Here is a 26,548-nt window from a genome sequence, read left to right on the forward strand (position 1 = left end):
CATGGAAACGCGGGCAAACTACGTAGCGATCGGCGCGTTCGTCTTGATCGTGATCGCCGGGCTGCTGGGCGCGGTCTGGTGGCTGTACCGCTCGTCCCAGCCCGGGGCCACCGAAACGGTGCGCATCGTCTTCCCCGAGCCCATCACGGGCCTGTCCAACGGCGGCTCGGTGCTGTTCAACGGCATCCGCGTGGGCGAGGTGGTGAACCTCCACTTCGAGCCCTCGGGCGGCGACAACGTCATCGCCATCGCCCGCATCAACCCCAACGCGCCGATCAAGACCGACACCGTCGCCAAGCTCGGCTTCCAGGGGCTGACGGGCGTCGCCTACATCTCCCTCACCGGCGGCAGCGAGAGCGCGCCCTCCCTGTTCGCCGAGGAGGAGGAAGACGGCAAGATCCCGACGATCAACGCCGACACCTCCGCCTTCACCAACGTTCTCGACACCGCGCAGTCGGTGCTCGCGCGTCTCAACACCACGCTCGAGGACGTCAACGGCATCCTCAGCACCAACCGCAACAACGTGAACGCGGTGGTGGCCGACGCGCGCACCTTCGCCAACGCCCTCGCTCAGACCGCGCCGCAGATCTCGGGCCTCGTCAGCGACGTCGCCGACGCGAGCCGCGCCCTGGCCGGCGCCGCCCCCCACATCGCGAGCGTGGTGGAGACCGCCAACAACCTCCTCTCCGCCATCGAGCCGCAGCGGGTCGAGACCATCGTCACCAACGTCGAGACGTTCACCGCGGCACTGCCCGGCATCGGCGAGAAGGCCGACACCATCGTCGGCACCGTCAACGGCCTCGTGACCCGCCTCGACGACGCCGCGAGCACCATCGGCGAGGCCGTCGGCGCCGTGCGCAACATCGTCGATGCGATCGACGCGCAGGCGGTGAGCGAGATCGTCACCAACGTCGCGAGCACCACCAAGGTGTTCTCCGACCGGGCCACCGAGATCGGCACCTTCGTCGACGACGTCTCCACCATCGCCGGCGACGTCAAGTCGGTCACCGGGACGCTCGCGAGCCGCCAGGACAAGCTCGGCCAGTCGATCGACGATGCGAGCGCCGTCGTCGCCGAAGCGAAGGACGCCCTCGCCGCCGCGAAGCCCGCCATCGAGAATGCCGGCAAGCTGATCGCCGCCGTGTCGCCGGAGAGCGTCACCGCCATCGTCGACAACGTGCAGAAGGTCACCGCCTCGCTCGCCAGCGAGACGGACGCGTTCCGCACCCTCATCACGTCCGCGACCCAGGCGGCCGAGGGCATCGACAGCGTCGCAACGCTCATCTCGAGCCGCGACGAGCTCATCAGCGCGACGCTCGACGACGCGGCGAAGCTCGTGGAGAATCTGCGGAGCGCATCCGACTCCGCGCCCGGTCTGATCAGCTCGGCCGAGAGCCTCCTCAGCAACGCCGACGCCGCGGTGAAGGCGGTCGACGCCGACGCGATCAACAAGGTCGTCACGAGCCTCACCACCTTCGCCGACGCTCTCGCGGCCCAGTCGGGCAATGTCGAAACCATCACCACGGGGCTCGCGAGCACGATCGGCCACGCCGACCAGATCGCCGCCTCGCTCGCCGAGCGGCTGCCGCTGGTGGAGTCGATCCTGAACGACGCCGCCGCGACGACGCACAGCGTGCGCACGGTCGCGGACCGCCTGCCGGCGATCGCCGACGAGCTGCAGCCCGCGATTTCCAACGTCTCGGCGGCGCTCCAGGCGATCGACCCCGCGGCGATCTCGGCGATCGTGAACGATGCGCGGACCTTCGCGGATGCGCGGGCGGCCGAATCGGCGAACATCCAGACGATCACCACCGGGCTCACGCGCACGATCGGCCACGCCGACCAGATCGCCGCCTCGCTCGCCGAGCGGCTGCCGCTGGGGGAGTCGATCCTGAACGACGCCGCCGCGACGACGCACCGCGTGCGCCCGGTCGCGGACCGCCTGCCGGCGATCGCCGACGAGCTGCAGCCCGCGATTTCCAACGTCTCGGCGGCGCTCCAGGCGATCGACCCCGCGGCGATCACGGCGATCGTGAACGATGCGCGGACCTTCGCGGATGCGCTGTCGGCCGAATCGGCGAACATCCAGACGATCACCACCGGGCTCACGCGCACGATCGGCCACGCCGACCAGATCGCCGCCTCGCTCGCCGAGCGGCTGCCGCTGGTGGAGTCGATCCTGAACGATGCCGCTGCGACGACGCACAGCGTGCGCACGGTCGCGGACCGCCTGCCGGCGATCGCCGACGAGCGGCAGCCCGCGATTTCCAACGTCTCGGCGGCGCTCCAGGCGATCGACCCCGCGGCGATCACGGCGATCGTGAACGATGCGCGGACCTTCGCGGATGCGCTGTCGGCCGAATCGGCGAACATCCAGACGATCACCACCGGGCTCACGAGCACGATCGGCCACGCCGACCAGATCGCCGCCTCGCTCGCCGAGCGGCTGCCGCTGGTGGAGTCGATCCTGAACGACGCCGCTGCGACGACGCACAGCGTGCGCACGGTCGCGGACCGCCTGCCGGCGATCGCCGACGAGCTGCAGCCCGCGATCTCCAACGTCTCGGCGGCGCTCCAGGCGATCGACCCCGCGGCGATCACGGCGATCGTGAACGACGCACGCACCTTCGCGGACGCGCTGTCGGCCGAATCGGCGAACATCCAGACGATCACCACCGGTCTCACGAGCACGATCGGCCACGCCGACCAGATCGCCGCCTCGCTCGCCGAGCGGCTGCCGATGGTGGAATCGATCCTGAACGACGCCGCTGCGACGACGCACAGCGTGCGCACGGTCGCGGACCGCCTGCCGGCGATCGCCGACGAGCTGCAGCCCGCCATCGCCAACGTGTCGGCGGCGCTCGAGGCAATCGACCCGACCGCGATCACCGCCATCGTCGACGAGGTCCGCCGCGTCGCCGAGGCGATCGGGGCGCAGGCGCCGAAGTTCGAGACGATCGTCGCCAACGTCGACGCCACCGCCAGCGACGCCCGCGCCATCGCCGCGAGCACGCGCGGCATCACCGACGAGCTGTCGACCCGTCGCGAGGCGATCGGCGGCATGATCGACGACGCCCGCGCCACCGTCTCCAACGCCCGCGTGGCGAGCGATGCGCTGCCGGGGATCATCGACACCCTGCGGCCCGGCATCGACAATGCGGCCAGCGTCCTGTCGGCGATCGATCCGGAGGCGGTGCGCTCCATCACGACGAGCGCCCAGACCTTCATGGACGGCCTCGCCGCCCAGCGTGAGCCCCTCGCCGAGCTGATCCGCTCCGCCAACGTCTCGCTCGGCCACGTGGAGACGATCACCACCGACATCTCGGGACGCATGCCCGAGATCAACGCGATGATCGATCGGGCGAGCGCGGCCCTCACCTCCATCCAGTCGGCGGCCGATCAGCTGCCAGGCTTCGCCGACACGCTACGGCCGGGGCTGCAGAACGTCGCCGACGTCCTCGCCTCGATCGATCAGGAGGCGGTGAACAAGATCGTCAGCGACGTCTCGGCCTTCACCGACATGCTGGCGGCCGAGCGGGAGACCGTGTCCTCGATCCTGACGCGCACCGACAGCGCCATGGCGCGGGTGGAGACGATCACCTCTTCCTTCGCCCAGCGCACCCCGCAGATCGGCGCCATCATCGACCGCGTGGAGGCGACGGTGACGTCGGCCCAGTCCTTCGCCGACCAGCTGCCGGGCTTTGCCGACACGGTCCGTCCGGGCCTGCAGAACCTCTCGGAGGTGCTGCAGGCGATCGATCCGGAGGCGATCTCCACCATCGTCACCGACGTGGGCCGCCTGTCGTCCACCTTGGCGGCCGAGGCGCCGCGGGTGTCCACCATCATCTCCTCGGTGGAGACGACGGCGCACGACGTGGAGGCGATCGCCGCACAGGTGAGGGGCGAGCTCGGCACCTTGACCGACGGCCTCGCCGACGCCCGCGCCGCCCTTGCCGACGCGCGCGCCTTCGCCGCCCAGCTCCCGACGCTGCTGTCGCGGATCGAGCCCGGCCTCGACAACGTGTCGAGCGCCATGCAGGCGATCGACCCGGAGGCGATCTCCACCATCATCGGCAACGTGCGTGACGTGTCGGCGACCCTTTACGAGGCGCGCGGCGACATCGACACGGTGGTGGCGACGGCCGGGGACGTCGCCCGCCGCGTCAACGCGGTGACCGAGGCGATCGCCAACCGCACCGACGAGATCAGCGGCATCATCGACAATGTGTCGAATGTCAGCCACCAGCTCGTCGCCGCGGCACCGCAGATCGACACGGTCCTCACGAGCGCCAACGCCACGCTGACGGCGATCCGCGAGGCGGTCGGCTCCGTCGACGTCACCGCGGTGAACCAGATCATCAGCGACGTGCGGACCGTGGCCTCGACGGTCGGCTCGCGCGCCGGCGAGATCGGCAGCGCCATCGACAGCGCCGTGGCCGCGGCCCGCGACTTCGCCGACGAGCTCGGCTCGAACGGCGAGGGCGACGGCGCCATCAAGGAGATCATCGACCGGGCGCGTCGCATCTCGGTCAATCTCGAGGTGGCGTCGCAGAAGATCGACGGTGTGGTGGACCACGCCAGCGATCTCTTCAACGGACCGGTGCAGAGCCTCGTGGCCGGGGTCGACTCCGCCGCCACCTCCATCGGCGACGTCGCTGCTGCATTTGCGCCACGCGCCGGTCAAATCGCCAACGGGTTGTCGCGGTTCAGCCAGAGCGGTCTTGACGATTTGCGGGCGCTGATCAACCAAGGACGGAGTACTTTGGGAACCATCGAGAGTGCCGTGTCGAGTTTCAACCGTGATCCCAGCCGCGTGATCTTTGGCGGGTCCGATGGGCCGCGGTATACGCCGCAACGTCGATGATGAGTTGGCTTCGTACTTCAGCTCTTCTACTTCTTGTTCTCCCCGTCGCCGGGTGTGTCGGCGGGGGAAACAAGGTCGAGGCGATCTACGCGCTGACGGCGACCACGCCGAGCGTCAGCCGGGGAACGTCCGCCCAGCTCCTGGTGCCGGAGCCGCGGGCCCTCTCGGCCCTGTCGAGCGAGAAGATCGCGGTTAAGCCCACCCCGATCACGATTTCCTACTATCCCGCCGTCGCCTTCGAGGATCAGGTGCCCAAGGTGCTGCAGCGCCTCCTCCTCGACACCTTCCAGAACACCGGGCGGGTGAAGGCGGTGGGGCTGCCCGGCCAGAGCCTCCTCATCAACTACCAGATCGTCACCGAGATCCGCGCCTTCCAGGCCGAAACCTTCGGCTCCGATCAGGCGCGGGTGGAGGTCTCGGTCAAGGTGCTCAACGACACCAACGGCCGCGTCGTCGCCGACCGCATCTTCGAGACCACCGCGCCGATGGCGGGCGACAGCGCGGAAGCCGCCGCCACCGGCCTCAACACCGCCGCCGCGGCGCTCGCGACCGACGTCGTCAACTGGACCCTCACGGTCATCTGACGTTCTTGGCCGGAGCAGGGCCGGGCGGCCCGTCGTGGCGGCGCCTCATCCGCCCCAGGTCTTGCGCAGCACGCGCAGCCAGTTGCGATAGCAGAGCTTTTCCATCAGCTCTTCGCCATAGCCGTGATCGAGCATCGCCTGGCGCAGCGTCGTGAGACCCTCCACCCCCGTCAATTCGCGCGGCACCAGCGCGCCGTCATAGTCGGAGCCGAGGCCCACCCCGTCCTCGCCGAGCCGGCCGATCAGGTGGTCGAAGTGGGCGAGGATCGTTTCCATCGGCACGTCCGCCGCCATGCGTCCGTCCTCGCGCAGGAAGGCGGTGGCGAAGTTCACCCCCACCATGCCGTGGCTCTCGGCGATGGCGTCGAGCTGCCGGTCGGTGAGGTTGCGCGCCGTGGGGCAGAGGGCGTGGGCGTTGGAGTGGGTGGCGACGAGGGGCTTGGTGGTGCGTGCCGCGACGTCCCAGAAGCCCTGCTCGGTGATGTGGGAGAGGTCGACCATGATGCCGAGCGCGTTGCAGCGGTCGACGAGGCGCTTGCCGTCCCCCGTCAGCCCCGGCCCGGTGTCGGGGGTTGAGGGGAAGCGGAAGGGCACGCCGTGGCCGAAGCGGTTGGGCCGGCTCCACACCGGCCCCAGCGAGCGCAGGCCGGCGGCGTGGAGCACGTCGAGCACGTCGAGGTCGGCATCGATCGCCTCCGCGCCCTCGATGTGGAGGGCGGCGGCGAGGCGGCCCACCGTCATCGCCTCCTCGATGGCGGCGACGCTCGTCGCGATGGCGAGGCAGCCGGCGCGCTCGAGGTCGAGGAGGATCGCCACCTGCTTCATCGCCGCCGGCAGAGCGTCGACCTGGCGCACCTCGGGCGGCAGCGGAATGTTGAACTCGGCGCCGCTCGTCGGCTGGTCGAGCGAGAGGGAGGGGGAGGGCACCCACACGGCGAAGAAGCCGCCCGCGAAGCCGCCGAGCCGCGCCCGCCTCAGGTCGATCGCCTGATGGGCGTTGGCGCGGAAGCTCGCCACCGCATCGCAAGGATGGGTGGCGGCGAGCTTGGAGAGGACGTCGTTGTGACCATCGAAGATCGGCGGGGTCGTGGGCGCGGCCAAGGCGTCAGTCCTTCGATGCGGTGGTTTCGCACTGCACCATCATCACACGGATCACCCGCCGCCGACAGGGCCGATCGCCCGGGTGGCGGCCCGTGTCAGACCGCGAGATATTCTTCGCGCAGCGCCTTGTCGTCGAGCACCTCCTGGGCGGTGCCGGTGAACACGATCTCGCCCATGTCCATGATGATCGCGCGGTCCGCGAGGTGGAGGGCGGCGATGGCGTTCTGCTCCACCATGATGGTGGTGATGCCGGCGGCCTTGATCTCGCCCACGATCGCTTCGATCTCGTGCACGATCACCGGGGCGAGCCCTTCATAGGGCTCGTCGAGGAGCAGGAGCTTGATCTCGCGGGCGAGGGCGCGGGCGACGGCGAGCATCTGCTGCTCGCCGCCCGACATCGTCACCGCCTCCTGCTTGCGCCGCTCGGCAAGGCGCGGGAAGTGCGCGTAGATCTGCTCGATCTCCCACCCCTTGGGCTCGGCGATCTGGCTGAGACGCAGGTTTTCCTCCACCGAGAGGCCCGGGATGATGCGGCGATCCTCCGGCACGAGCTGCACCCCGACGCGGGCGGCGTCATAGGCCGCCATCTTGTGGAGGTCGTGGTTACCGAGGCGGATGGCACCCTTCTTGAGCTGCGGATTGTCGGCGCGGGCGATGGTGCGCAGCGTCGACGTCTTGCCCGCGCCGTTGCGGCCGAGGAGGGCGACCACCTCGCCCTCCGACACCGTGAAGGAGACGCCTTGGACGATGTAGCTCTCGCCGTAATAGGCGTGTACGTCCTCGCAGGTGAAGAAGGGGACGGTGCCGGCGGCGGGCGCGGGCCGCGCGGCGGGGGCGACGGTGGTGTCGACGGCGGCCATCAGTGGGCTCCTCCGAGATAGGCTTCCTGCACCTTGGGATCGGCGCGCACCTCGTCGGGCGTGCCTTCGGCGATGATGCGGCCCTGGGCGAGAACGCTCACCTTGTCGGCGAGCGAGAACACCACGTGCATGTCGTGCTCGATGATCACCTTCGTCATGCCGCGCTCCTTGATGCGCTTCAGCAGGTCGATGGTGCGGTTGGTGTCGAGGCGGCTCATGCCGGCGGTGGGCTCGTCGAGGAGCAGCAGCTTCGGGTGCTGCACCAGGCACATGGCGAGCTCCAGGCGCCGCTTGTCGCCGCGTGACAGGGCCGAGGCCTCGTCGTGCCGCTTCGCCGCGAGCCCGACGTCCTCCAGGATGTGCTCGGCTTCGAGACGCACGTCCTTGTCGTCGTCGAGCCGGGTGAGGAGGTTGAGGCGGATCGGCCCGTCACGCCTCGCATAGGCCGGCGCCATCACGTTCTGCAGCAAGGTGAGGTCGGGGAAGATCTCCGGCGTCTGGAACACGCGGGCGATGCCGAGCTGGTTGATCTCGTGCGGCTTCTTGCCGGTGATCACCTGGCCGTGGAAGACCACCGCGCCCTGGTCGGGGGCGAGCCGACCCACGCAGACGTTGAGGAGGGTAGACTTGCCCGCCCCGTTCGGCCCGATGATCGCGTGGGTCTTGCCCTCCTCGATCTGCAGGTCGATGTCGGAGAGGGCGCGCAGGCCCGCGAAATTCTTCTGGACGTCGGCGACGCTGAGGACGGCATTGCCCATCATTGTGAGCTCTCCTTCTTGCCGGAGCCGCCGCGCAGCGCGCGGGCGATGCGCCGGAAGCCTTCGGTGAGGCCGCCCGGCAGGAAGATGACGACGAGCATGAACAGCACGCCGAGGGTGAGGTGCCAGCCCTCGCCGACGAAGGGCGACACGATGGTGACCACCACCTCGCGCGCCGTGTCGGGCAGGAAGGAGAAGGCCTGGAAGAGGGTGCTGTCGCTGAGCGCGGAGAAGATGTTCTCGAAATATTTGATCAGCACCGCGCCGAGGAAGGGGCCGAGGAGGGTGCCGGCGCCGCCGAGGATGGTCATCAGCACCACCTCGCCCGAGGCCGTCCACTGCATCCGCTCCGCGCCCGCGAGCGGGTCGACCACCGCGAGAAGGGCGCCGGCGAGGCCCGCATACATCCCCGACACCACGAAGGCGACGAGCGTATAAGGCCGCGTGTTGAAGCCGATATAGTTCATCCGCGTTTGGTTGGACTTGATGCCGCGCAGCATCATGCCGAAGGGCGAGCGGGTGATGCGCAGCGCGATGTAGAAGGCGATCAGCAAGCACACCGCGCAGGTCCAGAAGCCCGTCATGCCGCTCATCTCGATGCCGAAGAAGCTCGCCCGCGGAACCGCCACCTCCGAGGTGCCGGTGACGAGGGCGTCGAGCACCCGCGGATCGTCGCGCAGCACGCGCAGCCCGGTCTCGCCGTTGGTGATCGGGGTGAGCACCGAGTAGGCGAGGTTGTAGCACATCTGCGCGAAGGCGAGCGTCAGGATGGCGAAGTAGATGCCCGAGCGGCGCAGGCTCACATAGCCGATGGCGAGCGCGAAGAGACCGGCGATGCCGATCGACAATAGGATCGCCGGCACGATGTTGAGCGACAGGAGCTTGAACGACCACACCGCCGCGTAGGACCCGACGCCGAGGAAGGCGGCGTGCCCGAAGGAGAGGTAGCCCGTCAGCCCGAACAGGATGTTGAAGCCGATCGCGAAGATCCCGAAGATCGCGAAGCGCTGCATCAGGTCCGGATAGGCGGCGCCGAAGGGCTGCAGCCAGATCGGCATGGTGAACACGGCGACGGCGAAGAGCACCGTCATCAGGATGTCCACCTTGGGCGGCCACAGGGGCCGCATGTCGGGACCACGCGGCGGCAGCTGCGTCGGCAGATCAGTGGAGTGGTGGTAGTGGGCCGAGCGCTGCGGCTCGGCCGGCGCCGTGGTCTGGGGCGCGGTGGTTTGGGGCGTGTTGTTCTGCGGAGTGGTGTCCATTGGATTAGGTCTCCATCACGCCTTTGCGGCCGAGCAGTCCGCGGGGCCGCGCAAGCAGCACCACCACGGCGACGAGGTAGATGATGATCTGGTCGATGCCGGGCAGGATGCTCTTCACCTCGTTGAGCGAGGCGAAGGACTGCAGGATGCCGAGGAGGAAGCCCGCGGCGACGGCGCCCGGCAGTGATCCCATGCCGCCCACCACGACCACCACGAAGGACAGGACGAGGAATTCCATGCCGATGTGGTAGTTGGGCGTGAGGATCGGTGTGTAGAGCGCGCCGGCGAGGCCGGCGACCACGGCGGCGATGCCGAACACCACGGTGAAGCGTCGCTCGATGTTGATGCCGAGGAACTGCACCGTCTCGCGGTCGGCCATGCCGGCGCGCACCACCATGCCGTAGGTCGTGAGGTTCAGGAAGGCGAACACTACGCCGATGATCAGCATCGAGGAGGCGAGGTAGATGAGGCGCCACCACGGGTAGGAGAGATTGCCACCGATCCCGAGGATGTCGCTGATGTCGGCCGAGCCGCGCACCACCTCGGGGGCGGAGACGGGGATCGGGTTGGCGCCGAACCACAGCTTGATCAGCTCCTGCAGCACCACGGCGAGGCCGAAGGTCACGAGGATCTGCTCGGCGTGCGGGCGCTTATAGAAGAAGCGGATCAGGCCGCGCTCGAAGATCACCCCGATCAGCAGCATCACCGGGATCGTGACGAGGACCGAGATCGGCACCACCCAGTCGATGATGCCGGCGCCGGTGTCGCCGAACCAGGTGACGAGGTAGGGGACCTCCTTGTAGGCCTCGAAGAAGGTGATCGATTCGTCGCGCACGCGCGTCGACATCGTCAGCAGCGACTGCAGCGCGACGGTGCAGAAGGCACCCAGCATGAACAGCGCCCCGTGGGCGAAGTTCACCACGCCGAGCGTGCCGAATGTCAGCGTCAGGCCGAGGGCGATGAGCGCGTAGGCGCCGCCCTTGTCGAGCCCGTTCAAGACCTGAAGAAGTATGGCGTCCATCGCACTCCCCATGGGTCGCGGCCGAGAAGGTGGCGGGCGGCGGGCCGCACGCCATCGCGTGCCGCAGCGCGGGCGGCTGCGGGCATCGGTGTCGGTGCGCGTCGGGCCCGAAGGGGCCCTCTGTCGCGCCTGTCGTCGGGTTCGCTTGGGGGCGTCCCGCGCCCGCCGCACGGATGCCGGGGCGCGCGTCTCCGGCATGAACTGAGGTTTGGAAGCGTGCCCGGCGGTTGCGCTTCTTGTGGTCCGGGCACGCCTCTAGGGGCTCTTCCTCCCTCGCGGCGCCGGCCGGAGCCGGCGCCTGAGCGCGTTCGTCAGGCCGCGCAGCCGGCCACTTCGTAGGGGCCGAGCTCGCCGCCGAAGATCGAGGCGTCGTAGGTCACCTGGTCGCGCGGCACGACCTTGTAGACTTCGAGAAGGTCGAACTGCGAGGACGGGTCCATGTTGCCGCGCACCACGAGCACGTCCTTGAAGCACTGGTGGTCGTCGGCGCGGTAGAGCGTCGGACCGTTGCCCATGCCGTCGAACTCGAAGCCCTCCAGCGCCTTGATCACCTCGGGTGGGTAGAAGGTGCCGGCGACCTCGCAAGCGTTGGCGTAGAGCAGCGTCTGCACGTAGCAGGTGTGGGCGGCCTGGGAGGGCGGACGGCCATATTCCTGGCCGAACGACTTGGCGAACGCCTGGCTGCCCGGATCGGTCAGCTTCCAGTCCCAGTTGGAGGTGCCGAAGATGCCCTTCACCGCTTCGCCCGCGCCCTCGGCCATCAGCTCCGAGTAGAGCGGCACCACCACCTCGAACTGCTTGCCGTTCACCTGCTTGTCGCGCATGCCGAACTGCACGGCCTGGGTGAGCGAGTTCACCATGTCGTTGCCGTAGTGGTTCAGGATGAGGACGTCGGCGCCCGAGTTCAGCACCGGGGTGAGGTACTGCGAGAAGTCGCCCGCGCCGAGCGGGGTGCGGACGGTCTGCGCGGTCTCCCAGCCGAGCGCCTCGGTGGCGTTCTTGATGGATTCTTCCTGCGTCCAGCCCCAGGTGTAGTCGGCGGTGAGGTGGTAGGCGCGGCGGTCGGTGCCGAGCACGTCGGCAAGCACCGGGCCGAGCGCCTCGCCGGACATGTAGGCGTTGAAGAAGTGGCGGAAGCCGTAGCGCCGCTTGTCCTTGCCGGTGGTGTCGTTGGAGTGGGTGAGGCCGCACATGAAGACGACGCCGATCTCCTGCGCCAGCGACTGCTGGGCGATCGCGACGCCCGACGACGAGCCGCCGGAGAACATGATCGCCCCGTCCTTCTCGATCATGCGGCGGGCGGACGCGCGGGCGGCGTCGGACTTCGTCTGCGTGTCACCGGTGACGAAGGTGACCTTCTTGCCCAGAATGCCCTTGCCGGTCAGCGAGGACGGCTTGAGCGTGTTCATCATGCCGCCGTCGCCCTCGCCGTTGAGGTGCTTCACGGCGAGCTGGTAGGCGCGCAGCTCGTCGGCTCCCTCGTCGGCGTAGGGGCCCGTCTGCGGGACGTTGAAGCCCAGCACCACGTTCGCGCCCTGCGGGGCGTTGCAGAATTTCTCCTGCGCCCACGCCCCCCGCGTGAAGAAGGTGGGCGTGGCGAGCGTCGCTCCGGCGAGCGCGGTGCCGCGCAGGAAGCCTCGGCGGGACGGGCGCTTGAACGTGTCCATAGTAGTCCTCCCTGGCTGACGGAGCTCGTTCAGCGGCTCCGACTAGGTGCTTCGACCACTAGATCACGCCGCACGACGGTCACAAGTGTGACGCCGGGAGCTGTCAAACTTTTGTAAAGTTGCCTCTTTCCGACGCATTTCGCTGTAAACCGGATCACACCCTTCGGTCGGCTCGACCCTTGGACGACCGGGCGTTCGGGCGCTTTTTCAAAGGTTTGGCGTCGAGTGGGGAGGCATTTCACGCGGCAGGGCCGGCGTGATCGTCGGCCGGCCGCCGGATGTTCCAGGGAGGGCGACCGTCGTCCTTGTGCAGACGATTGCGAGCGTCGGCCTTTGCCCTTGCAAACTTCTGTAAAGTTGCGAGGCTATCGCGGCGACGACAGTAAAACCATCACAACAGTCGCGGCGGGGAAACAGGGTCTTCATGGCGACGGCGCAGCGCGTCCCGATCGGCGATCGCATCCGCAACCAGCGGCGCACCGCGGGGGTGACGCAGCGTGACCTCGCCTCCGCCGTCGGCGTGTCGCCGGCCTATCTCTCCCTCATCGAGAGCGACAAGCGCCAGATCGGCGGGCGCCTGCTGCGCCGCATCGCCGAGCGGCTCGGCGTGCCGGCGGAGGCCTTCACCGCCGTCAGCGACGACCGCCTCGCCGCCGATCTCGACGAGGTCTCCCGCTCCTTCGACGAGGGGCCGCCGGGCAACGCCGCCGAGCTCGTCGCCTTTTCCCCGGCCTGGGCGCGCACGGTGCTGGAGCTCCACGCCCGCTCCCTCACCGCCGAGGCCCGCGCCTTCCGCCTCGCCGACCGCTTCGCCCGCGACCCGCAGTGGACCTCGTTCGCCCACGACATCCTCTCGCGCATCACCTCGATCCGCTCCGCTGCCGAGATCCTGAGCGATTTCGATACGATGGACGACACCGTGCGGCGCCGCTTCACCGGCACCCTGGTGTCGGAGAGCGCCCGCCTCACGGACGTCGCCCGCGACATGATCGAGGCGCTCCAGTCCGGCACCGCCGTCGACGCCGCCGGCGCCGACGTGCGCGAGGTCGACGCCTTCCTTCAGGACCACAACAACTTCTTCGAGGTGATCGAGCAGGAGGCCGGCCGCATCGAGGAGAAGGTGCCCGACGGCCTCACTCCGAGCCAGCGCTTCGCGGTGGCGCGCGAGATCGTGGCGCGCCACCTGCCGGAGGTGATCGCCGACGAGATCGGCGGCAACACCTTCCGCACCGAGGGGGCCGAGCGGCGCGCCCGCGGCGCGCTCTGGCGCTACGCGGCGGGCGCCTTCCTGATGCCCTACGGGGCGTTTCTGGAAGCCGCCTGGGCCACCCGCTACGATGTCGACGCCCTCGGCCTCACCTTTCAGGCGACCTTCGAGCAGGTCGCCCATCGCCTCGCGACGCTGCGCCGGCCGGGGGCGGAGGGCGTGCCGTTCGCGTTTCTGCGCGTCGACCCGGCCGGGACCGTCTCGAAGCGCCTGTCGACGCCGGAGCTGCGCCTTCCCCTCTTCGGCGCGTGTCCCTTGTGGGTCATCTACGAGACCTTCGCGCTGCCGGGCCGCACCCTCGCCCAGCTCGTCGACCTCGACGGCGAGCGCTTCCTCCTCATCGCCCGGGCGCTCGAGAAGACCATGCGCCGACAGGCCCAGCCTCCCGTGCGCTTCGCCGTCATGCTGGGCATGGAGGCGAGCCGGCTCGACGAGGTGGTCTACGGCGACGCCTTCGCCTCCGGCCGCGACAGCGTGGTCACCCGGGCGGGCTACGAGTGCCTGTCCTGCAAGCGGTCCGACTGCGCCCAGCGCGCCCACGGCAGCGCAGGGGCGTGACGATGGCCCGCGTCCTCATCGTCGAAGACGAGCCGCACATCGCCGAGGCGCTGGTGTTTCTCCTGGAACGGGAGGGCTTCTCGCCGATCGTCGTCACCGACGGGGACAGCGCGATCGCCGCGCTCGAGGGGACGGACCTCCTGATCCTCGACGTGATGCTGCCGGGCCGCTCCGGCTTCGAGATCGCCGCCGCCGTGCGCGAGATGGAGCATCCGCCGAAGACCTGCGTCCTCACCGCCAAGGGACAGGCCGCCGACCGGGAGCGGATGAACGCGCTCGGCGTCGACGCCTTCGTTACCAAGCCCTTCTCCAACCGCGCCCTCATGGACACCGTGCGGGCGCTCCTCGCCGAAGCATGAACGCCGAAGAGCCCGGCGAGCCCACCCCGCCGGCGAGCCGCGCCCGCAGCGACGGGCGCACCCTCCTCGCCATCGCGGGCCCGGTGCTCTTCACGCCGCCCGCGATGGCGCTCGCCGACCGCGACTTCAGCGTGTCGGGGGTGCCGGCCGTCGTCGTCTACGTGTTCCTCGCGTGGTTCGTGGGGATCCTCCTCACCCGCTGGCTCGCCCGGTCGCGGCGCGAGGGACGATGATGCTCGGCGCCGGCCACGTCCTCACCGTCGGCGGCGGCTATCTGGCGCTTCTCTTCATCATCGCCTTCCTCACCGACCGCCTCGCCGCCGCCGGCCGCGCCCGCTTCCTCATGTCGCCGGTGGTCTACACCCTGTCGCTCGCCGTCTACTGCACGTCGTGGACCTTCTATGGCGCGGTGGGAACGGCGGTCCGCTCCGGCCTCGAGTTCGTGACGATCTATATCGGCCCGACGCTCGCGCTGATGGCGTGGTGGCTCTTCCTGCCGAAGCTGGTGCGCGTCGCGAAGGCCCAGCGCGTCACCTCCATCGCCGACTTCCTGTCCGCCCGCTACGGCAAGAGCCGGCCGGTGGCGGTGCTCGTCACCTTCATCGCGATCGCCTCCATCACCCCCTACATCGCCCTCCAGCTCCTCGCGGTCAGCCTCTCCTTCACGGCGCTGGTGGGGGAGGCGGGGGATGGCGCCGACACCGCCTTCTGGGTGGCCGTCGCCATGGTGTTCTTCGTCTGCATGTTCGGCACGCGCCGCCTCAATGCCGACGAGAGCCAGCCCGGCATCGTCGCGGCGATCGCCTTCGAATCGATCGTCAAGATGGCGGCGCTGCTCGCCATCAGCCTCTTCGCCGTCCTGCTGCTGCCGCGGGGGGCGACGCCGGGGGCGGCGTTCGAGGACTGGCACCGGGCGCTCGCCGCGGTCGGCTCGATGCGGCCGGACGGGGAGATGCGCTGGCTCGTCCTCAACGCCCTCTCGGCGGCCGCCATCGTCTGCCTGCCACGCCAGTTTCAGGTGGCTGTGGTGGAGAACCGCAGCGAGAGCCACGTCGCCGTCGCCTCCTGGCTCTTCCCCCTCTACCTCTTCCTGATGACGCTCGGCGTCCTGCCGATCGCCGCCGCCGGCCTCACCGGGCTGCCGGCCGGGGCCGAGCCCGATCTCTTCGTCCTGTCGCTGCCACTCGCCCACGGCTCCGACGTCCTCGCGATCGCCGCCTTCATCGGCGGCCTGTCGGCGGCGACCTCGATGGTCATCGTCGCCTCGCTGGCGCTCGCGGTGATGATCTCCAACCACCTCGTCGCCCCCGAGCTCGCCGACCGGCCGGGGCGCTCGCCCACGGGGCTCACCTCGGCGGTGCTCTTCACCCGGCGCGTCGCCATCGCCACCGTGCTCGGCCTCGGCTATCTCTACAGCCGGGCGAGCGGCGGGGACGCGGGCCTCGCCTCGATCGGCCTCATCGCCTTCGCCGGGGTCGCGCAGTTCGCGCCCGCCCTCATCGGCGGCATCTTCTGGCGCAACGCCAACCGCTTCGGCGCCACCGCCGGGCTCGGTGCGGGGGCGGTCGTCTGGCTCTTCACGCTGCTCCTGCCGAGCTTCGGGGTGGCGACCGGCATCGTCGCGATGTTGCGCCATGTGCTCCTGCCGGAAGCGCTCGCCGGGGCGGACGGCGTCGACCCTCTCGTCTTCGGCGCGAGCCTCTCCCTCGCCGTCAACCTCTTCCTCTACGCGGTGGTCTCCCTCGCCACGAAGGGCGAGGTGATCGACGAGCTGCAGGCCACCCTCTTCGTCGACGCCCTTCACCGCGGCGGGCCGGAGCCGACATTGCGCCGCTCCGCCCAGAGGCGCGACCTCTACCGCCTCGCCCAGCGCATCCTCGGCCCCGTGCGCGCCCACGCGATCTTCCAGGAGAAGGGGTTCGCGGTGGACGAGCAGCCCGCCGATTCGGCCTTCGTCGCCCACGTCGAGCGCGAGATCGGCTACGCCGTGGGGGCGGCCTCGGCGCACACCCTCGTCGCCCGCGTCGCCACCGGCGAGCCGCTCAGCGTCGACGCCGCGATCACGCTCCTGCGCGAGACGCAGGACGCGATGGCCGCCGCCCGCGCCCTCGGGGTGCGCTCGGTGGAGCTCGAGCGCACCGCCGCCGAGCTCCGGTCGGCCAACGCCGCCCTCACCGACCTCCTCACCGAGAAGGACGACTTCCTCTCCCGCGTCAGCCATGAGATGCGCACCCCGCTCACCGCCATCCGCTCCTTCGCCGAGCTGCTCGCCGAAGGGCCGCACGACGCCGTCCGCCAGGCCCGCTTCATCGCCATCATATCGAGCGAGGCGGAGCGCCTGACGCGCCTGCTCGACGACATCCTCGACCTCGGCCGGCTCGAAGCGGGCATGGCGCCGATGCATCCCGAGCCGATCGACGTGACCGCCGTGGCGCGCGCCTCGGTGATGGCGATGGAGGGGTTTGCCGAGCGCTCCGGCGTGCGGCTGCGCCTCGAAGCCGGCGCGCCGGTGCCCGCCCACGCCGACGCCGACCGGCTGAAACAGGTGGTCGTGAACCTCATTTCCAACGCCGTGAAGTTCTCCGGCGGCGCGGACGAGGTGGTGGTCGAGGTCGCGGTGGAGGAGGGGCTCGCCACGATCCGCGTGCGCGACGGCGGCCGCGGCATCTCCGAGGCGATCCGCCCGCGCCTCTTCACGAAGTTCGCCGGCAGCTTCGACCAGGACAACCGCAACGGCGCGGGTCTCGGCCTCGCGATCTCGCGTCAGATCATGGCCGGGCTCGGCGGCGATCTCGTCCTCGAGGACACCGGTCCGCAGGGCACCACGTTCGCCGCCCGGCTGCCGCGCGACGCGGCCATCGCGGCCTGAGGCCGGCGCTCCCGGGGCGGCGCTCTCAGGCGGCTGCGCGGGGGGCGAGGAGGGAAAGGATCGCCTCGCCGATGTCCTCGCCCCGGCCGAGCGCCCGCTCTGGCTGAAGCTCGGCCATTGGCACGTCGGTATAGCCATAGGTGAGCCCCACCATGGGTACGCCCGCCGCCCGCGCCGTCTCCCGGTCGACGGCGCTGTCGCCGACGAACACCGTCTGCGCCGAAGCCCCGCCCGCCCGCTCGATGGTCAGGAGGAGATGCCGCGGGTCGGGCTTGGAGTAGGCGAACGTGTCGCGCCCGGCCACCGTCACGAAGCGGGAGAGGAGGCCGAGCGAATCGAGAAGCTCGCTCGCGAGCCCCTCGAGCTTGTTGGTGCACACCGCGAGGGTGACGTCGGCCTGCTCCAGCCGGTCGAGCGCGTCGAGGATCTCGGGAAAGGGTCGGCTCAGCCGGGCGATGCGGCTCGTATATTCGGTGAGGAAGTCGGCGTGGAGACCGTCGATCTCGGCCTCGCTCAGCGTCGCCCCGCCCGCGGCGAGGACGGCGCCGATCATCGCCCGCGCGCCGAAGCTGATCGCCGGGCGCACCTTGTCGTCCGGCGCCGCCGGCACTCCGACGCGGCCGAGCACGACGTTGGCGGTGTCGATGAGGTCGGGCGCGGTATCCACCAGCGTACCGTCGAGATCGAATACCGCCAAACCGCCCATCGCCGTCGTCTCCTTGTCCGGTGTCCGGGCCAGCCATAATGCAAGTCGATGGGGAACCGCCACCCGGCGAGCCGCTATGCCGCCACCGGCAGGCTTGCATGTTGGGGCGCGAGTTGCTTCAAGCCCAACCATCGCAGTCCGCCTGTCATGGGATCACCAATGCGTATCAGAGCTCTCATCGCCGCGTTCGCCGCCAGCCTCGTACTGGCCGCACCCGCCCTCGCGCAGACCGCCGGTGGCGCGCCGGCGGCCGCTTCCGCGGACGAGGACTTCAGCCCATCCCACCTTGCCCTCGCCCAGGATGTCATCGATCTGACCCGCTCCGATCAGGCCTTCGACGACATCCTTCCCCGCATCGCCGACCAGACCAAGACGATCTTCATCCGCTCCAATCCGGCGCTCACCCGCGAGATCGAGGAGACCGTGCTCGATGTGGCGCTGAGCTTCGCGGCCCGCCGCGTCGAGCTGCAGCGGACGCTCCAGCTCATCTGGGCGCGTCGCTTCAGCGAAGCCGAGCTCGCCGAGCTGAAGGCGTTCTTCCAGACCGACGTCGGCGCGAAGTTCGTGGAGGCGACCCCCGTGATCACCGCTCTCGCGCTCGGCGCCGGCCGCCAGTGGGAGCAGAACCTCGCCGCCGCCATGGTCGAGGAAACGCGTGCCAAGCTGCGCGAGAAGGGTCACGCCCTCTGAGGCTGCCCGTCTGAGGCAGATCTGATGCGATTGGACAACGGGGCGCCGGCTCGCCACATCGCAACATGGCCCTCGCGCTCGGCGAGGGCCTTCGGCATCTTGCCGACGAGGCGTCGGACCGTTCCGGCTGAGACGCGGTCCGATCGATGTCCGGCTGTCGTGCCCCTTTGGGGCATCGCGCAAGGAGGCGCCGCGTGAGCGAAGACTACGACTACGATCTCTTTGTGATCGGAGCGGGTTCTGGAGGCGTGCGCGCCGCGCGCATCGCGGCCCAGAACGGTGCGAAGGTCGCGATCGCCGAGGAGCACCGGGTGGGTGGCACCTGCGTCATCCGCGGCTGCGTGCCCAAGAAGCTGATGGTATACGCCTCGCAGTTCTCCGAGGCTTTCGAGGATGCCGCCGGCTACGGCTGGACGGTACCGAAGGCGAGCTTCGACTGGCCGAGCTTCATCGCCGCCAAGGATCACGAGATCGACCGGCTCAACGCCATCTACATCCGCAACATCACCAATGCCGGCGTCGATCTCATCATGTCGACGGCGCTCGTCGCCGGGCCGCACGCGGTCTTCCTCACCGCCGAAAAGCGCAAGGTGACGGCGCGGGTGATCCTTGTTGCCACCGGCGGCCAGCCGTGGCTCGACATGGAGCTGCCGGGCATCGAGCACGTCATCACCTCCAACGAGATCTTCTATCTGAAGGAGAAGCCGCAGCGGGCGGTGGTGGCGGGCGGCGGCTATATCGCCGTGGAGTTCGCCGGCATCCTCAACGGCCTCGGCGTCGACACGACGCTCGTCTATCGCGGCCACGAGATCCTGCGCGGCTTCGACGAGGATCTGCGCACGCGGCTGCGGCAGGAGATGGAGAAGAAGGGCGTGAAGTTCGTCTTCAACGCCATCTTCACCGGGATCGAGAAGGGTGAGGGCGGTCTCACCGCCAGCCTCTCCAACGGGACGACGCTCGGCGCCGACACCATCCTCTTCGCCACGGGCCGCCGGCCGGCGACCGAAGGGCTCGGCCTCCAAGCGGCCGGCGTCGCGCTCGACCAGCAGGGCGCCGTCATCGTCGACCACGAGAGCCGCACCAACGTGCCCTCGATCTACGCCATCGGCGACGTCACCAACCGGGTGAACCTCACCCCCGTGGCGATCCGCGAGGGCCACGCCTTTGCCGACACCGTGTTCGGCGACAAGCCGACGCACGTCGACCACTCGCTGGTGCCGACGGCGGTCTTCTCCCAGCCCGAGCTCGGCACCGTCGGCCTCACCCAGGAGGAGGCGACCACCATCTACTCGGCGATCGACGTCTACACCTCCACCTTCCGTCCGATGCTGCACACCCTGTCGGGGCGCGACGAGAAGATGTTCATGAAGGTGCTGGTCGATGCCGAGACCGACCTGGTGCTCGGCGTCCATCTGATGGGGCACGGCGTCGGGGAGATGATCCAGCTCCTCGGCATCGCCGTGAAGATGGGCGCCACCAAGGCCGACTTCGACGCCACCGTCGCCGTCCATCCCACCGCCGCGGAAGAGCTCGTGACGATGCGCACGCCCACCGCCCAGCTGCGTCGCGAGGCCGCTTGAGCTTCTCGGTCTTCGGCTACGGCTCGCTCGTCAACATCGCCACGCTGCCGCCCTACCAGGCCGTGCAGCGCGCCAGCGTGAAGGGCTGGCGGCGGGCCTGGCGGGCGTCGAGCGCGACGCCGCTCGGCGGGGTCTGCGCCCTCTCGGTGGTGGAGGATCCCGACGCCGAGATCGACGGCGTCGTCGTCACCTTCGACGATGCCACCTGGCCCACCATCGCCGCACGCGAGCACCGCTACGATCCGCTCGACCTCGTCCACGAGGGCGAGACGATCACCATCTGGCGCGCGTCGGCGGGCTTCGACCATTTCGGCGACGCCGCCCACCCCATCCACCTGACGTACGTGGACTGCACCCTGCAGGGCTTCCTCAAGGAGTTCGGGGAGGCGGGAGTGGCGCGTTTTATGGCAACCACCGATGGCTGGCACGTGCCGATCATCGACGACCGCGCGACGCCCCGCTATCCGCGTGCGCAACAATTGAGCAACGACGAGCGAAAACTGGTCGATCGCATGCTTAATGGAGTTGACGCGCGCGTTCGGAAAGCAGAAGACGGCGCTCTTCCTTAAGCGTTGGTGAGTGCCATGACCTGGAGCCCGTCAAGCTGGCGCAGCAAGCCGGCTAAGCAGATGCCCGACTATCCCGACAAGGATGCGGTGCGTGCCGTCGAGGAACGCCTTGCCTCCTATCCGCCGCTGGTGTTTGCCGGCGAGGCGCGTGCCCTGAAGAAGGAGCTCGCGCGGGTATCGGAGGGCAACGGTTTCCTGCTCCAGGGCGGCGACTGCGCCGAAGCGTTTGCCGAGCATCGTCCGGACGCGATCCGCGACTTCTTCCGCGTCTTTCTGCAGATGGCGGTGGTGCTGACCTATGGCGCCGCCCAGCCGGTGACGAAGGTCGGCCGCATCGCGGGACAGTTCGCCAAGCCGCGCTCCTCGGACGTCGAGGTGAAGGACGGCATCGAGCTTCCCTCCTACCGCGGCGACATCGTCAACGACATCGCCTTCACCCCGGAGGGCCGCACGCCCAACCCGGAGCGGATGGAGATGGCGTTCCGCCAGTCCGCGGCGACGCTCAACCTCCTGCGCGCCTTCGCCCAGGGCGGCTACGCCAACCTCGACAACGTCCACAATTGGATGTTGGGATTCGTGCAGGACTCGCCGCAGGGCCATCGATACCGTAGCTTGGCCGATCGTATCTCCGAGAGCCTCGCCTTCATGCGCGCCTGCGGCGTGGAGCCGTCGACGACGCCGCAGCTGCGCTCGACCGATCTCTACACGAGTCACGAAGCCCTGCTTCTCGGCTACGAGGAGGCGTTCACCCGCATCGATTCGCTCACCGGCGACTACTATTCGACGTCGGGCCACATGATCTGGATCGGCGATCGCACCCGCCAGCCCGACCATGCGCACGTCGAATATTGCCGTGGCGTGCACAATCCGCTCGGCCTCAAGTGCGGCCCCTCGCTGTCGACGGACGGCCTGCTGGAGCTGATCGACATCCTGAACCCCAAGAACGAGGCGGGCCGGCTGACGCTGATCTGCCGCTTCGGGGCCGACAAGGTGCTCGACCATCTGCCGACGCTGATCCGCGCGGTGGAGCGGGAAGGCAGGAAGGTGGTGTGGTCGTGCGACCCGATGCACGGCAACACGGTGTCGCTCGCCGGCTACAAGACGCGCCCGTTCGACCGGGTGCTGAAGGAGGTGCAGTCCTTCTTCGCCGTCCACCGTGCCGAGGGCACCCATGCCGGCGGCATCCACGTGGAGATGACCGGCACGGACGTGACCGAGTGCACCGGCGGTGCCCGCGCGGTGACGGCCGACACCCTGTCGGACCGCTACCACACCCACTGCGACCCGCGGCTCAACGCCGAGCAGGCGATCGAGCTCGCTTTCCTGCTCGCGGAGAACCTGCAGGCCGAAAAGCGCGACCGCACGTCCCGCGAAGCGGCCTGATCCTCGCCGGGGCGGCCGCGCGCCGCCCCGTCCGGTCACCGTCGGAACGCCCGTCATGCGCGCGCGGGCGTTGACGCCGACGCATGCGGCGGCCAGTGTCCCGGAAACCGACAATCGGGTATCTCTCACCGCCAAGGGCCCATGCGCGACCGCTTCACGATCCGTCTCGAGCAGCTGAACCCCACCATGGGCGACCTCGCCGGCAACCGCGAGATGGCCGAGGCCGCCGTGCGCGCGGCGGGCGACGTCGACCTCGTGCTCTTCACTGAGCTCTTCATCACCGGCTATCCGCCGGAGGATCTCGTTACCAAGCGCTCCTTCACCGAGCGTGCCATGGCCGAGGTGAAGCGTCTCGCCGCTGCCTTCCCGGACGGTCCCGCCATCGCCATCGGCACGCCGTGGCTGGAGGACGGGGTACTGACCAACGCCGTCGCCGTCCTGAAGGGCGGCAAGGTCGTCGCGACGCGCCACAAGGTGGACCTGCCGAACTACGACGAGTTCGACGAGAAGCGCGTCTTCACGCCCGGCCCGATGCCGGGCCCCGTCGACATCGACGGGGTGCGGGTGGGCCTGCCCGTCTGCGAGGACATCTGGACGCCCGACGTGGTGGAGTGCCTCGCCGAGACCGGGGCGGAGATGCTGCTCGTGCCGAACGGCTCGCCCTACACCCGCACCAAGCAGGACACCCGCATGCAGGTGGCGGTGGCGCGGGTGGTGGAAAGCGGGCTGCCGCTCGTCTACCTCAACCAGATCGGCGGGCAGGACGAGCTGATCTTCGACGGCGCCTCCTTCGTGCTCGCGGCCGACCGCAGCCTGACGGCGCAGCTTCCCGCCTTCAAGCCGGCGTCGGCCACCGTCAGCTTCGTGCGTGAGGGCGACGGGTGGGTTCCCGAGCCCGGTCCGATGGCGCAGCTTCCCGAGCTCCACGAGGCGGAGTGGACGGCGGCGATGCTCGGCCTGCGCGACTACGTCAACAAGAACCGCTTTCCGAGCGTCGTCATCGGCTTGTCGGGGGGGATCGATTCGGCGATCTGCGCGGCGCTCGCGGTGGATGCGCTGGGGGCCGAGCGCGTCCACTGCATCATGATGCCCTACCGCTACACCTCGAACGAGAGCCTCTCCGACGCGGCCGACGTCGCCGAGCGGCTCGGTGTGCGCTACGACATCGTGCCGATCGCGCCGGCGGTGGAGGGCTTCTCCGAGCAGCTCGCCCCCGTCTTCAACGGCCGCGCGCCCGACGTCACCGAGGAGAACATCCAAAGCCGCGTGCGCGGCACCACGCTGATGGCCGTCTCCAACAAGTTCGGCGGAATGGTCGTCACCACCGGCAACAAGTCGGAGGTGTCGGTGGGCTACGCGACCCTCTACGGCGACATGAACGGCGGCTACAATCCCATCAAGGACCTTTATAAGACCGAGGTCTTCGCCCTCTGCCGCTGGCGTAACGGCGCCAAGCCGGAGGGGGCGCTGGGGCCCGACGGGGTGGTGATCCCCGAGCGCATCATCGACAAGCCGCCGACGGCGGAGCTGCGCGAGAACCAGAAGGACGAGGATTCCTTGCCGCCCTACGCGACGCTCGACGGCATCCTGCGCCGTCTCATCGAGGATCAGGCGAGCGTGTCCGACATCGTCGCCGAGGGCTTCGACGAGGCGACCGTGCGGCGGGTGGAGCATCTTCTTCATATTGCCGAGTACAAGCGGCGCCAGGCGGCGCCGGGGGTGAAATTCTCGCCCAAGGCGTTCGGCCGCGACCGGCGCTATCCCATCGTCAACCGCTTCCGCGATGTCTGAGGTCGTCCGCTTCGCGCCGTCGCCCACCGGATATCTCCATCTCGGCAATGCACGGACGGCGCTCTACAACGCCTTTCTCGCCATGGACGGCGGCACGCTGGTGCTGCGCTACGACGACACCGACACCGAGCGCTCGCGTCCCGAATATGCCGAGGCGATCGCCGCCGATCTCGATTGGCTGGGCATCCGGCCCGATCGTGTCGCCCATCAGTCGGCCCGCCTCGCGCAGTACGACGCGGCGGCCGACGCCTTGCGCGAGGCGGGACGGCTCTACCCCTGCTACGAGACGCCGGAGGAGCTGGAGCGCAAGCGCATGCGCCAGCGCGCCCGCGGTCTGCCGCCGATCTACGATCGCGCCGCCCTGGCGCTGACGGCGCAGGAGCGGCAGCGCCTCGAGGCGGAGGGGCGCCGTCCCCACTGGCGCTTTCGCCTGCCCGACGGCTCGCGCTCCTGGGACGATCTCTGCCGCGGTCCGCAGACGGTGAACCTCCAATCCCTCTCCGACCCGGTGCTGGTGCGCGCCGACGGCACCTATCTCTACACGCTGACCTCGGTGGTGGACGACGCGGAGTTCGCCATCACCTCGGTGGTGCGCGGCGAGGACCACGTCACGAACTCCGGGGTGCAGATCGCGATTTTCGAGGCGTTGGGGGCGGTGCCGCCACGGCTCGGCCACCACAATCTTCTGATCCGCGCCGACGGGGAGCCGCTGTCGAAGCGGCACAACCCGCTCTCCCTCTCCCGGCTGCGGGAGGAGGGATACGAGGCGATGGCGGTGGCTTCGCTCGCGAGCCTCGTCGGCACCTCGCTGCCCGTCGCACCGGTCGCGAGCCTTGCCGATCTCGCCGCGATGAAACCCCTCGGAGCGGTGTCGCGGGGGCCGGCGACCTTCGACCCCGCCGACCTCGACCGCCTCAACGCCGCTCTCCTCCACGCCACCCCGTTCGAGGCGGTCGAGGCGTGGCTCGGCGCCACCTACGGCGTCGCCGATCGTCGCTTCTGGGAGACGGTGCGGCCCAATCTCGGCCGGCGTGCCGATGTGGGCCACTGGGTCGCGATCTGGCGGGAGGCGCCGGACCCCGCGGGGATCGGCGTGACCCTGGCGGACGCGCCGGTGCTCGAGGCCGCGCGCGCCGCGCTGCCGCCCGAGCCGTGGGACGAGGCGACGTTTCGCACCTGGACCGGCGCCGTGAAGGCGGCGACGGGCGCCAAGGGCAAGACCCTCTTCATGCCGCTGCGGCGGGCGCTGACGGGGGAGGCGAGCGGCCCGGAGATGGCCGCCTTCCTGCTGCTCCTCGACCGTGCCGAGGTCGTGCGCCGGCTCGATGGCGCAATCGCCGCGGCGCGGGCCGCCGACTGAGGAAGACCCGCGCGGTGCCGCCGCGCGCAGGCCGGACGGCGGCGAATCAGCCGCCGGTCTGGTCGACGGTCTCGAGCTGCGAGGTGCGGGACTCGTCGCCCAACCTGATCTTGGCCGGGTCGTGCGCGGCCCTCGGCGCGCTCGGCTTGGCGAGATTGGTGAGCGGGACGATGGTGATCGCCGGTGACGTATAGGTCGGGCGCACCAGCGGGGCGTGGCTCGGCCGCGGCTCGTCGAGCCCGTAGCCGCGCGAGAAGAATTGCGGCCCGACCTCGCGCACCCTGAGCGGCGGGGTGCTCGCCGCCGCCACCGTCTCGATCGCTTCGCCGCCCTGCGGCAGCGGCTTGGCGCTCGGCAGATCGTCCAGCTTCGTGGTCTCGGAGGTCTCGAGCGCCGCCGTCTGCACCTCGTCGTCCTGCACGTCGTCGCGGGTGGAGGGCGGGGTGCGCAGCGTCAGCGAGGGAGCGAGCGGCTTGCCCGTCGCGTCGTAGACCGCCTTGTAGCGCACGTAGCCGCCGCTGGTGGTCGCCGCCCGCTCGGCGGCTTTGGAGGCGGCCATCTCGTCGGAGAGCCCCACGAAGCCGAGCGCCTTGTCGGCGGTCATGTCCGAGGCGATCACCGACTGGGTCTGGCAGCCGCAATCGGCGACGCGCTTCTTGCGGTAGAGGAAGGCGGTGGGTAGGCGCACATAGCGCTCGCTCGTCAGCGTGGAGCGCATCGTCTCGACCGGAGAATCGCGGTCGTGCGCATAGAGCGACACGTCGGCGCCGGGACAGCGGCCGACGCACATCGCGAGCTCTTCGTTGAAGTTCGAGCTATGCGACTGGCTGTTGATCGGGAAGTAGAAGCCGTCGCACAGGCGCACGCACACCGTGCGCGCGTTGCCGATGCGCAGCGCCCGGCCCGAGCCGTCGGAATCGTCGGACGGCGCGGCGCGGCGCAGCCGCTGCTCGTCGATGTCGACCCGTTCCACCGAACCCGACGACACCGCCTCCCGCGGATCGACGCTCACCGTCTCCACCTCGTTCGGGTGGCGGCGCCCGAAGATGTTGGAGAAGATGTTGAAGCCGCCGCGGCGCGCCTCGTCGTTGAGCTGATTGTCGGGACGGGTGCCGTGGATGATCACGCCGCTCGCGGGCGGGGCCACCGTCCGGCGGCGCTGCTGCTGACGGGATGCGGTGCGGGTGTCGTCGCACGCACGGGCGACCTGGCGCTGAAGCTCGCGAATCCGGCGCGGGTTGCCGCCGCCGGCGTTGCGCATGCGCGCCTCGATGCCGGCGCACGCGCGATGGCGGCCCC

At 69.7% G+C, this 26,548-nt stretch carries 20 protein-coding genes; 12 read left to right on the forward strand and 8 right to left on the reverse strand.

Annotated features, from left to right (window positions below):
• The first annotated feature begins 1 nt into the window (after nt 1).
• Together JCR33_RS00205 and JCR33_RS00210 are read left to right on the forward strand one after the other, a co-directional pair.
• Nucleotides 2-4,864: an MlaD family protein gene (locus tag JCR33_RS00205; protein ID WP_198879994.1), complete on the forward strand. Its 4,863-nt coding sequence runs from the start codon at nt 2-4 to the stop codon at nt 4,862-4,864.
• Nucleotides 4,861-5,448, forward strand: a complete 588-nt coding sequence (locus JCR33_RS00210; RefSeq protein ID WP_211109977.1) for an ABC-type transport auxiliary lipoprotein family protein — start codon at nt 4,861-4,863, stop codon at nt 5,446-5,448. Before JCR33_RS00205 ends, JCR33_RS00210 begins: the two co-directional genes overlap by 4 nt.
• Before the next feature lie 45 nt (nt 5,449-5,493).
• Here JCR33_RS00210 and JCR33_RS00215 read toward each other — a convergent pair whose 3' ends face one another.
• From JCR33_RS00215 to JCR33_RS00240, 6 genes are all read right to left on the reverse strand, one after another.
• Complete coding sequence (locus tag JCR33_RS00215) at nt 5,494-6,549, reverse strand: dipeptidase (protein ID WP_198879996.1); 1,056 nt, start codon at nt 6,547-6,549, stop codon at nt 5,494-5,496.
• A gap of 95 nt (nt 6,550-6,644) precedes the next feature.
• Nucleotides 6,645-7,409 (reverse strand): ABC transporter ATP-binding protein, encoded by a 765-nt coding sequence (locus tag JCR33_RS00220; RefSeq protein WP_198879997.1) that lies wholly within the window; start codon nt 7,407-7,409, stop codon nt 6,645-6,647.
• A complete protein-coding gene (locus JCR33_RS00225) occupies nt 7,409-8,170 on the reverse strand; it encodes an ABC transporter ATP-binding protein (protein ID WP_211109978.1) in 762 nt (253 codons plus the stop codon). The genes JCR33_RS00220 and JCR33_RS00225 overlap by 1 nt, the downstream gene beginning before the upstream one ends.
• Complete coding sequence (locus tag JCR33_RS00230; RefSeq protein WP_198880534.1) at nt 8,167-9,294, reverse strand: branched-chain amino acid ABC transporter permease; 1,128 nt, start codon at nt 9,292-9,294, stop codon at nt 8,167-8,169. The genes JCR33_RS00225 and JCR33_RS00230 overlap by 4 nt, the downstream gene beginning before the upstream one ends.
• 139 nt (nt 9,295-9,433) lie before the next feature.
• Nucleotides 9,434-10,450, reverse strand: a complete 1,017-nt coding sequence (locus JCR33_RS00235) for a branched-chain amino acid ABC transporter permease (RefSeq protein ID WP_198879998.1) — start codon at nt 10,448-10,450, stop codon at nt 9,434-9,436.
• A gap of 311 nt (nt 10,451-10,761) precedes the next feature.
• On the reverse strand, nt 10,762-12,117 hold the full coding sequence (locus JCR33_RS00240; RefSeq protein ID WP_198879999.1) for an ABC transporter substrate-binding protein: 1,356 nt from the start codon (nt 12,115-12,117) through the stop codon (nt 10,762-10,764).
• 424 nt (nt 12,118-12,541) lie between these two features.
• Between JCR33_RS00240 and JCR33_RS00245 the strand changes: the two genes are divergently transcribed.
• Genes JCR33_RS00245 through JCR33_RS00260 form a run of 4 tightly spaced genes read left to right on the forward strand, consistent with a single transcriptional unit; the run spans nt 12,542 to nt 17,170 of the window.
• On the forward strand, nt 12,542-13,942 hold the full coding sequence (locus tag JCR33_RS00245) for an XRE family transcriptional regulator (protein WP_198880000.1): 1,401 nt from the start codon (nt 12,542-12,544) through the stop codon (nt 13,940-13,942).
• A 2-nt stretch (nt 13,943-13,944) separates the two neighbouring features.
• A complete protein-coding gene (locus JCR33_RS00250) occupies nt 13,945-14,301 on the forward strand; it encodes a response regulator transcription factor (protein WP_198880001.1) in 357 nt (118 codons plus the stop codon).
• Entirely contained in the window at nt 14,298-14,534 is a 237-nt protein-coding gene (locus JCR33_RS00255) for a hypothetical protein (RefSeq protein WP_198880002.1), read from the forward strand. Before JCR33_RS00250 ends, JCR33_RS00255 begins: the two co-directional genes overlap by 4 nt.
• Nucleotides 14,531-17,170 carry an ATP-binding protein gene (locus tag JCR33_RS00260; RefSeq protein WP_198880003.1) on the forward strand — a complete coding sequence of 880 codons (2,640 nt, stop codon included), beginning with the start codon at nt 14,531-14,533 and terminating at the stop codon, nt 17,168-17,170. Before JCR33_RS00255 ends, JCR33_RS00260 begins: the two co-directional genes overlap by 4 nt.
• A 25-nt stretch (nt 17,171-17,195) precedes the next feature.
• On the opposite strand, the gene JCR33_RS00265 is transcribed toward JCR33_RS00260, so the two are convergent.
• Nucleotides 17,196-17,876 (reverse strand): HAD-IA family hydrolase, encoded by a 681-nt coding sequence (locus JCR33_RS00265; RefSeq protein WP_198880004.1) that lies wholly within the window; start codon nt 17,874-17,876, stop codon nt 17,196-17,198.
• A gap of 159 nt (nt 17,877-18,035) precedes the next feature.
• On the opposite strand from JCR33_RS00265, the gene JCR33_RS00270 reads away from it, so the two are divergent.
• The 6 genes from JCR33_RS00270 to JCR33_RS00295 all read left to right on the forward strand — a co-directional run bounded on the left by JCR33_RS00270 (nt 18,036) and on the right by JCR33_RS00295 (nt 25,249).
• Complete coding sequence (locus JCR33_RS00270) at nt 18,036-18,566, forward strand: DUF2059 domain-containing protein (RefSeq protein ID WP_198880005.1); 531 nt, start codon at nt 18,036-18,038, stop codon at nt 18,564-18,566.
• A 194-nt stretch (nt 18,567-18,760) separates the two neighbouring features.
• Nucleotides 18,761-20,146, forward strand: a complete 1,386-nt coding sequence (gor, locus tag JCR33_RS00275) for a glutathione-disulfide reductase (protein WP_332461084.1) — start codon at nt 18,761-18,763, stop codon at nt 20,144-20,146.
• Entirely contained in the window at nt 20,143-20,715 is a 573-nt protein-coding gene (locus tag JCR33_RS00280; protein WP_198880007.1) for a gamma-glutamylcyclotransferase family protein, read from the forward strand. The genes gor and JCR33_RS00280 overlap by 4 nt, the downstream gene beginning before the upstream one ends.
• A 15-nt stretch (nt 20,716-20,730) precedes the next feature.
• Nucleotides 20,731-22,098: a class II 3-deoxy-7-phosphoheptulonate synthase gene (locus JCR33_RS00285; protein ID WP_198880008.1), complete on the forward strand. Its 1,368-nt coding sequence runs from the start codon at nt 20,731-20,733 to the stop codon at nt 22,096-22,098.
• Between the two features lie 141 nt (nt 22,099-22,239).
• Nucleotides 22,240-23,889 carry an NAD+ synthase gene (locus JCR33_RS00290; protein WP_198880009.1) on the forward strand — a complete coding sequence of 550 codons (1,650 nt, stop codon included), beginning with the start codon at nt 22,240-22,242 and terminating at the stop codon, nt 23,887-23,889.
• A complete protein-coding gene (locus JCR33_RS00295) occupies nt 23,882-25,249 on the forward strand; it encodes a glutamate--tRNA ligase (protein ID WP_198880010.1) in 1,368 nt (455 codons plus the stop codon). The genes JCR33_RS00290 and JCR33_RS00295 overlap by 8 nt, the downstream gene beginning before the upstream one ends.
• Nucleotides 25,250-25,295: 46 nt before the next feature.
• Here JCR33_RS00295 and JCR33_RS00300 read toward each other — a convergent pair whose 3' ends face one another.
• The gene (locus JCR33_RS00300) at nt 25,296-26,510 is read right to left on the reverse strand and encodes a DUF2865 domain-containing protein (protein WP_198880011.1); all 1,215 of its coding nucleotides are present in this window, start codon (nt 26,508-26,510) and stop codon (nt 25,296-25,298) included.
• Nucleotides 26,511-26,548 lie beyond the last annotated feature (38 nt).

This window comes from Acuticoccus mangrovi, assembly GCF_016411865.1.
Classification (GTDB): domain Bacteria; phylum Pseudomonadota; class Alphaproteobacteria; order Rhizobiales; family Amorphaceae; genus Acuticoccus; species Acuticoccus mangrovi.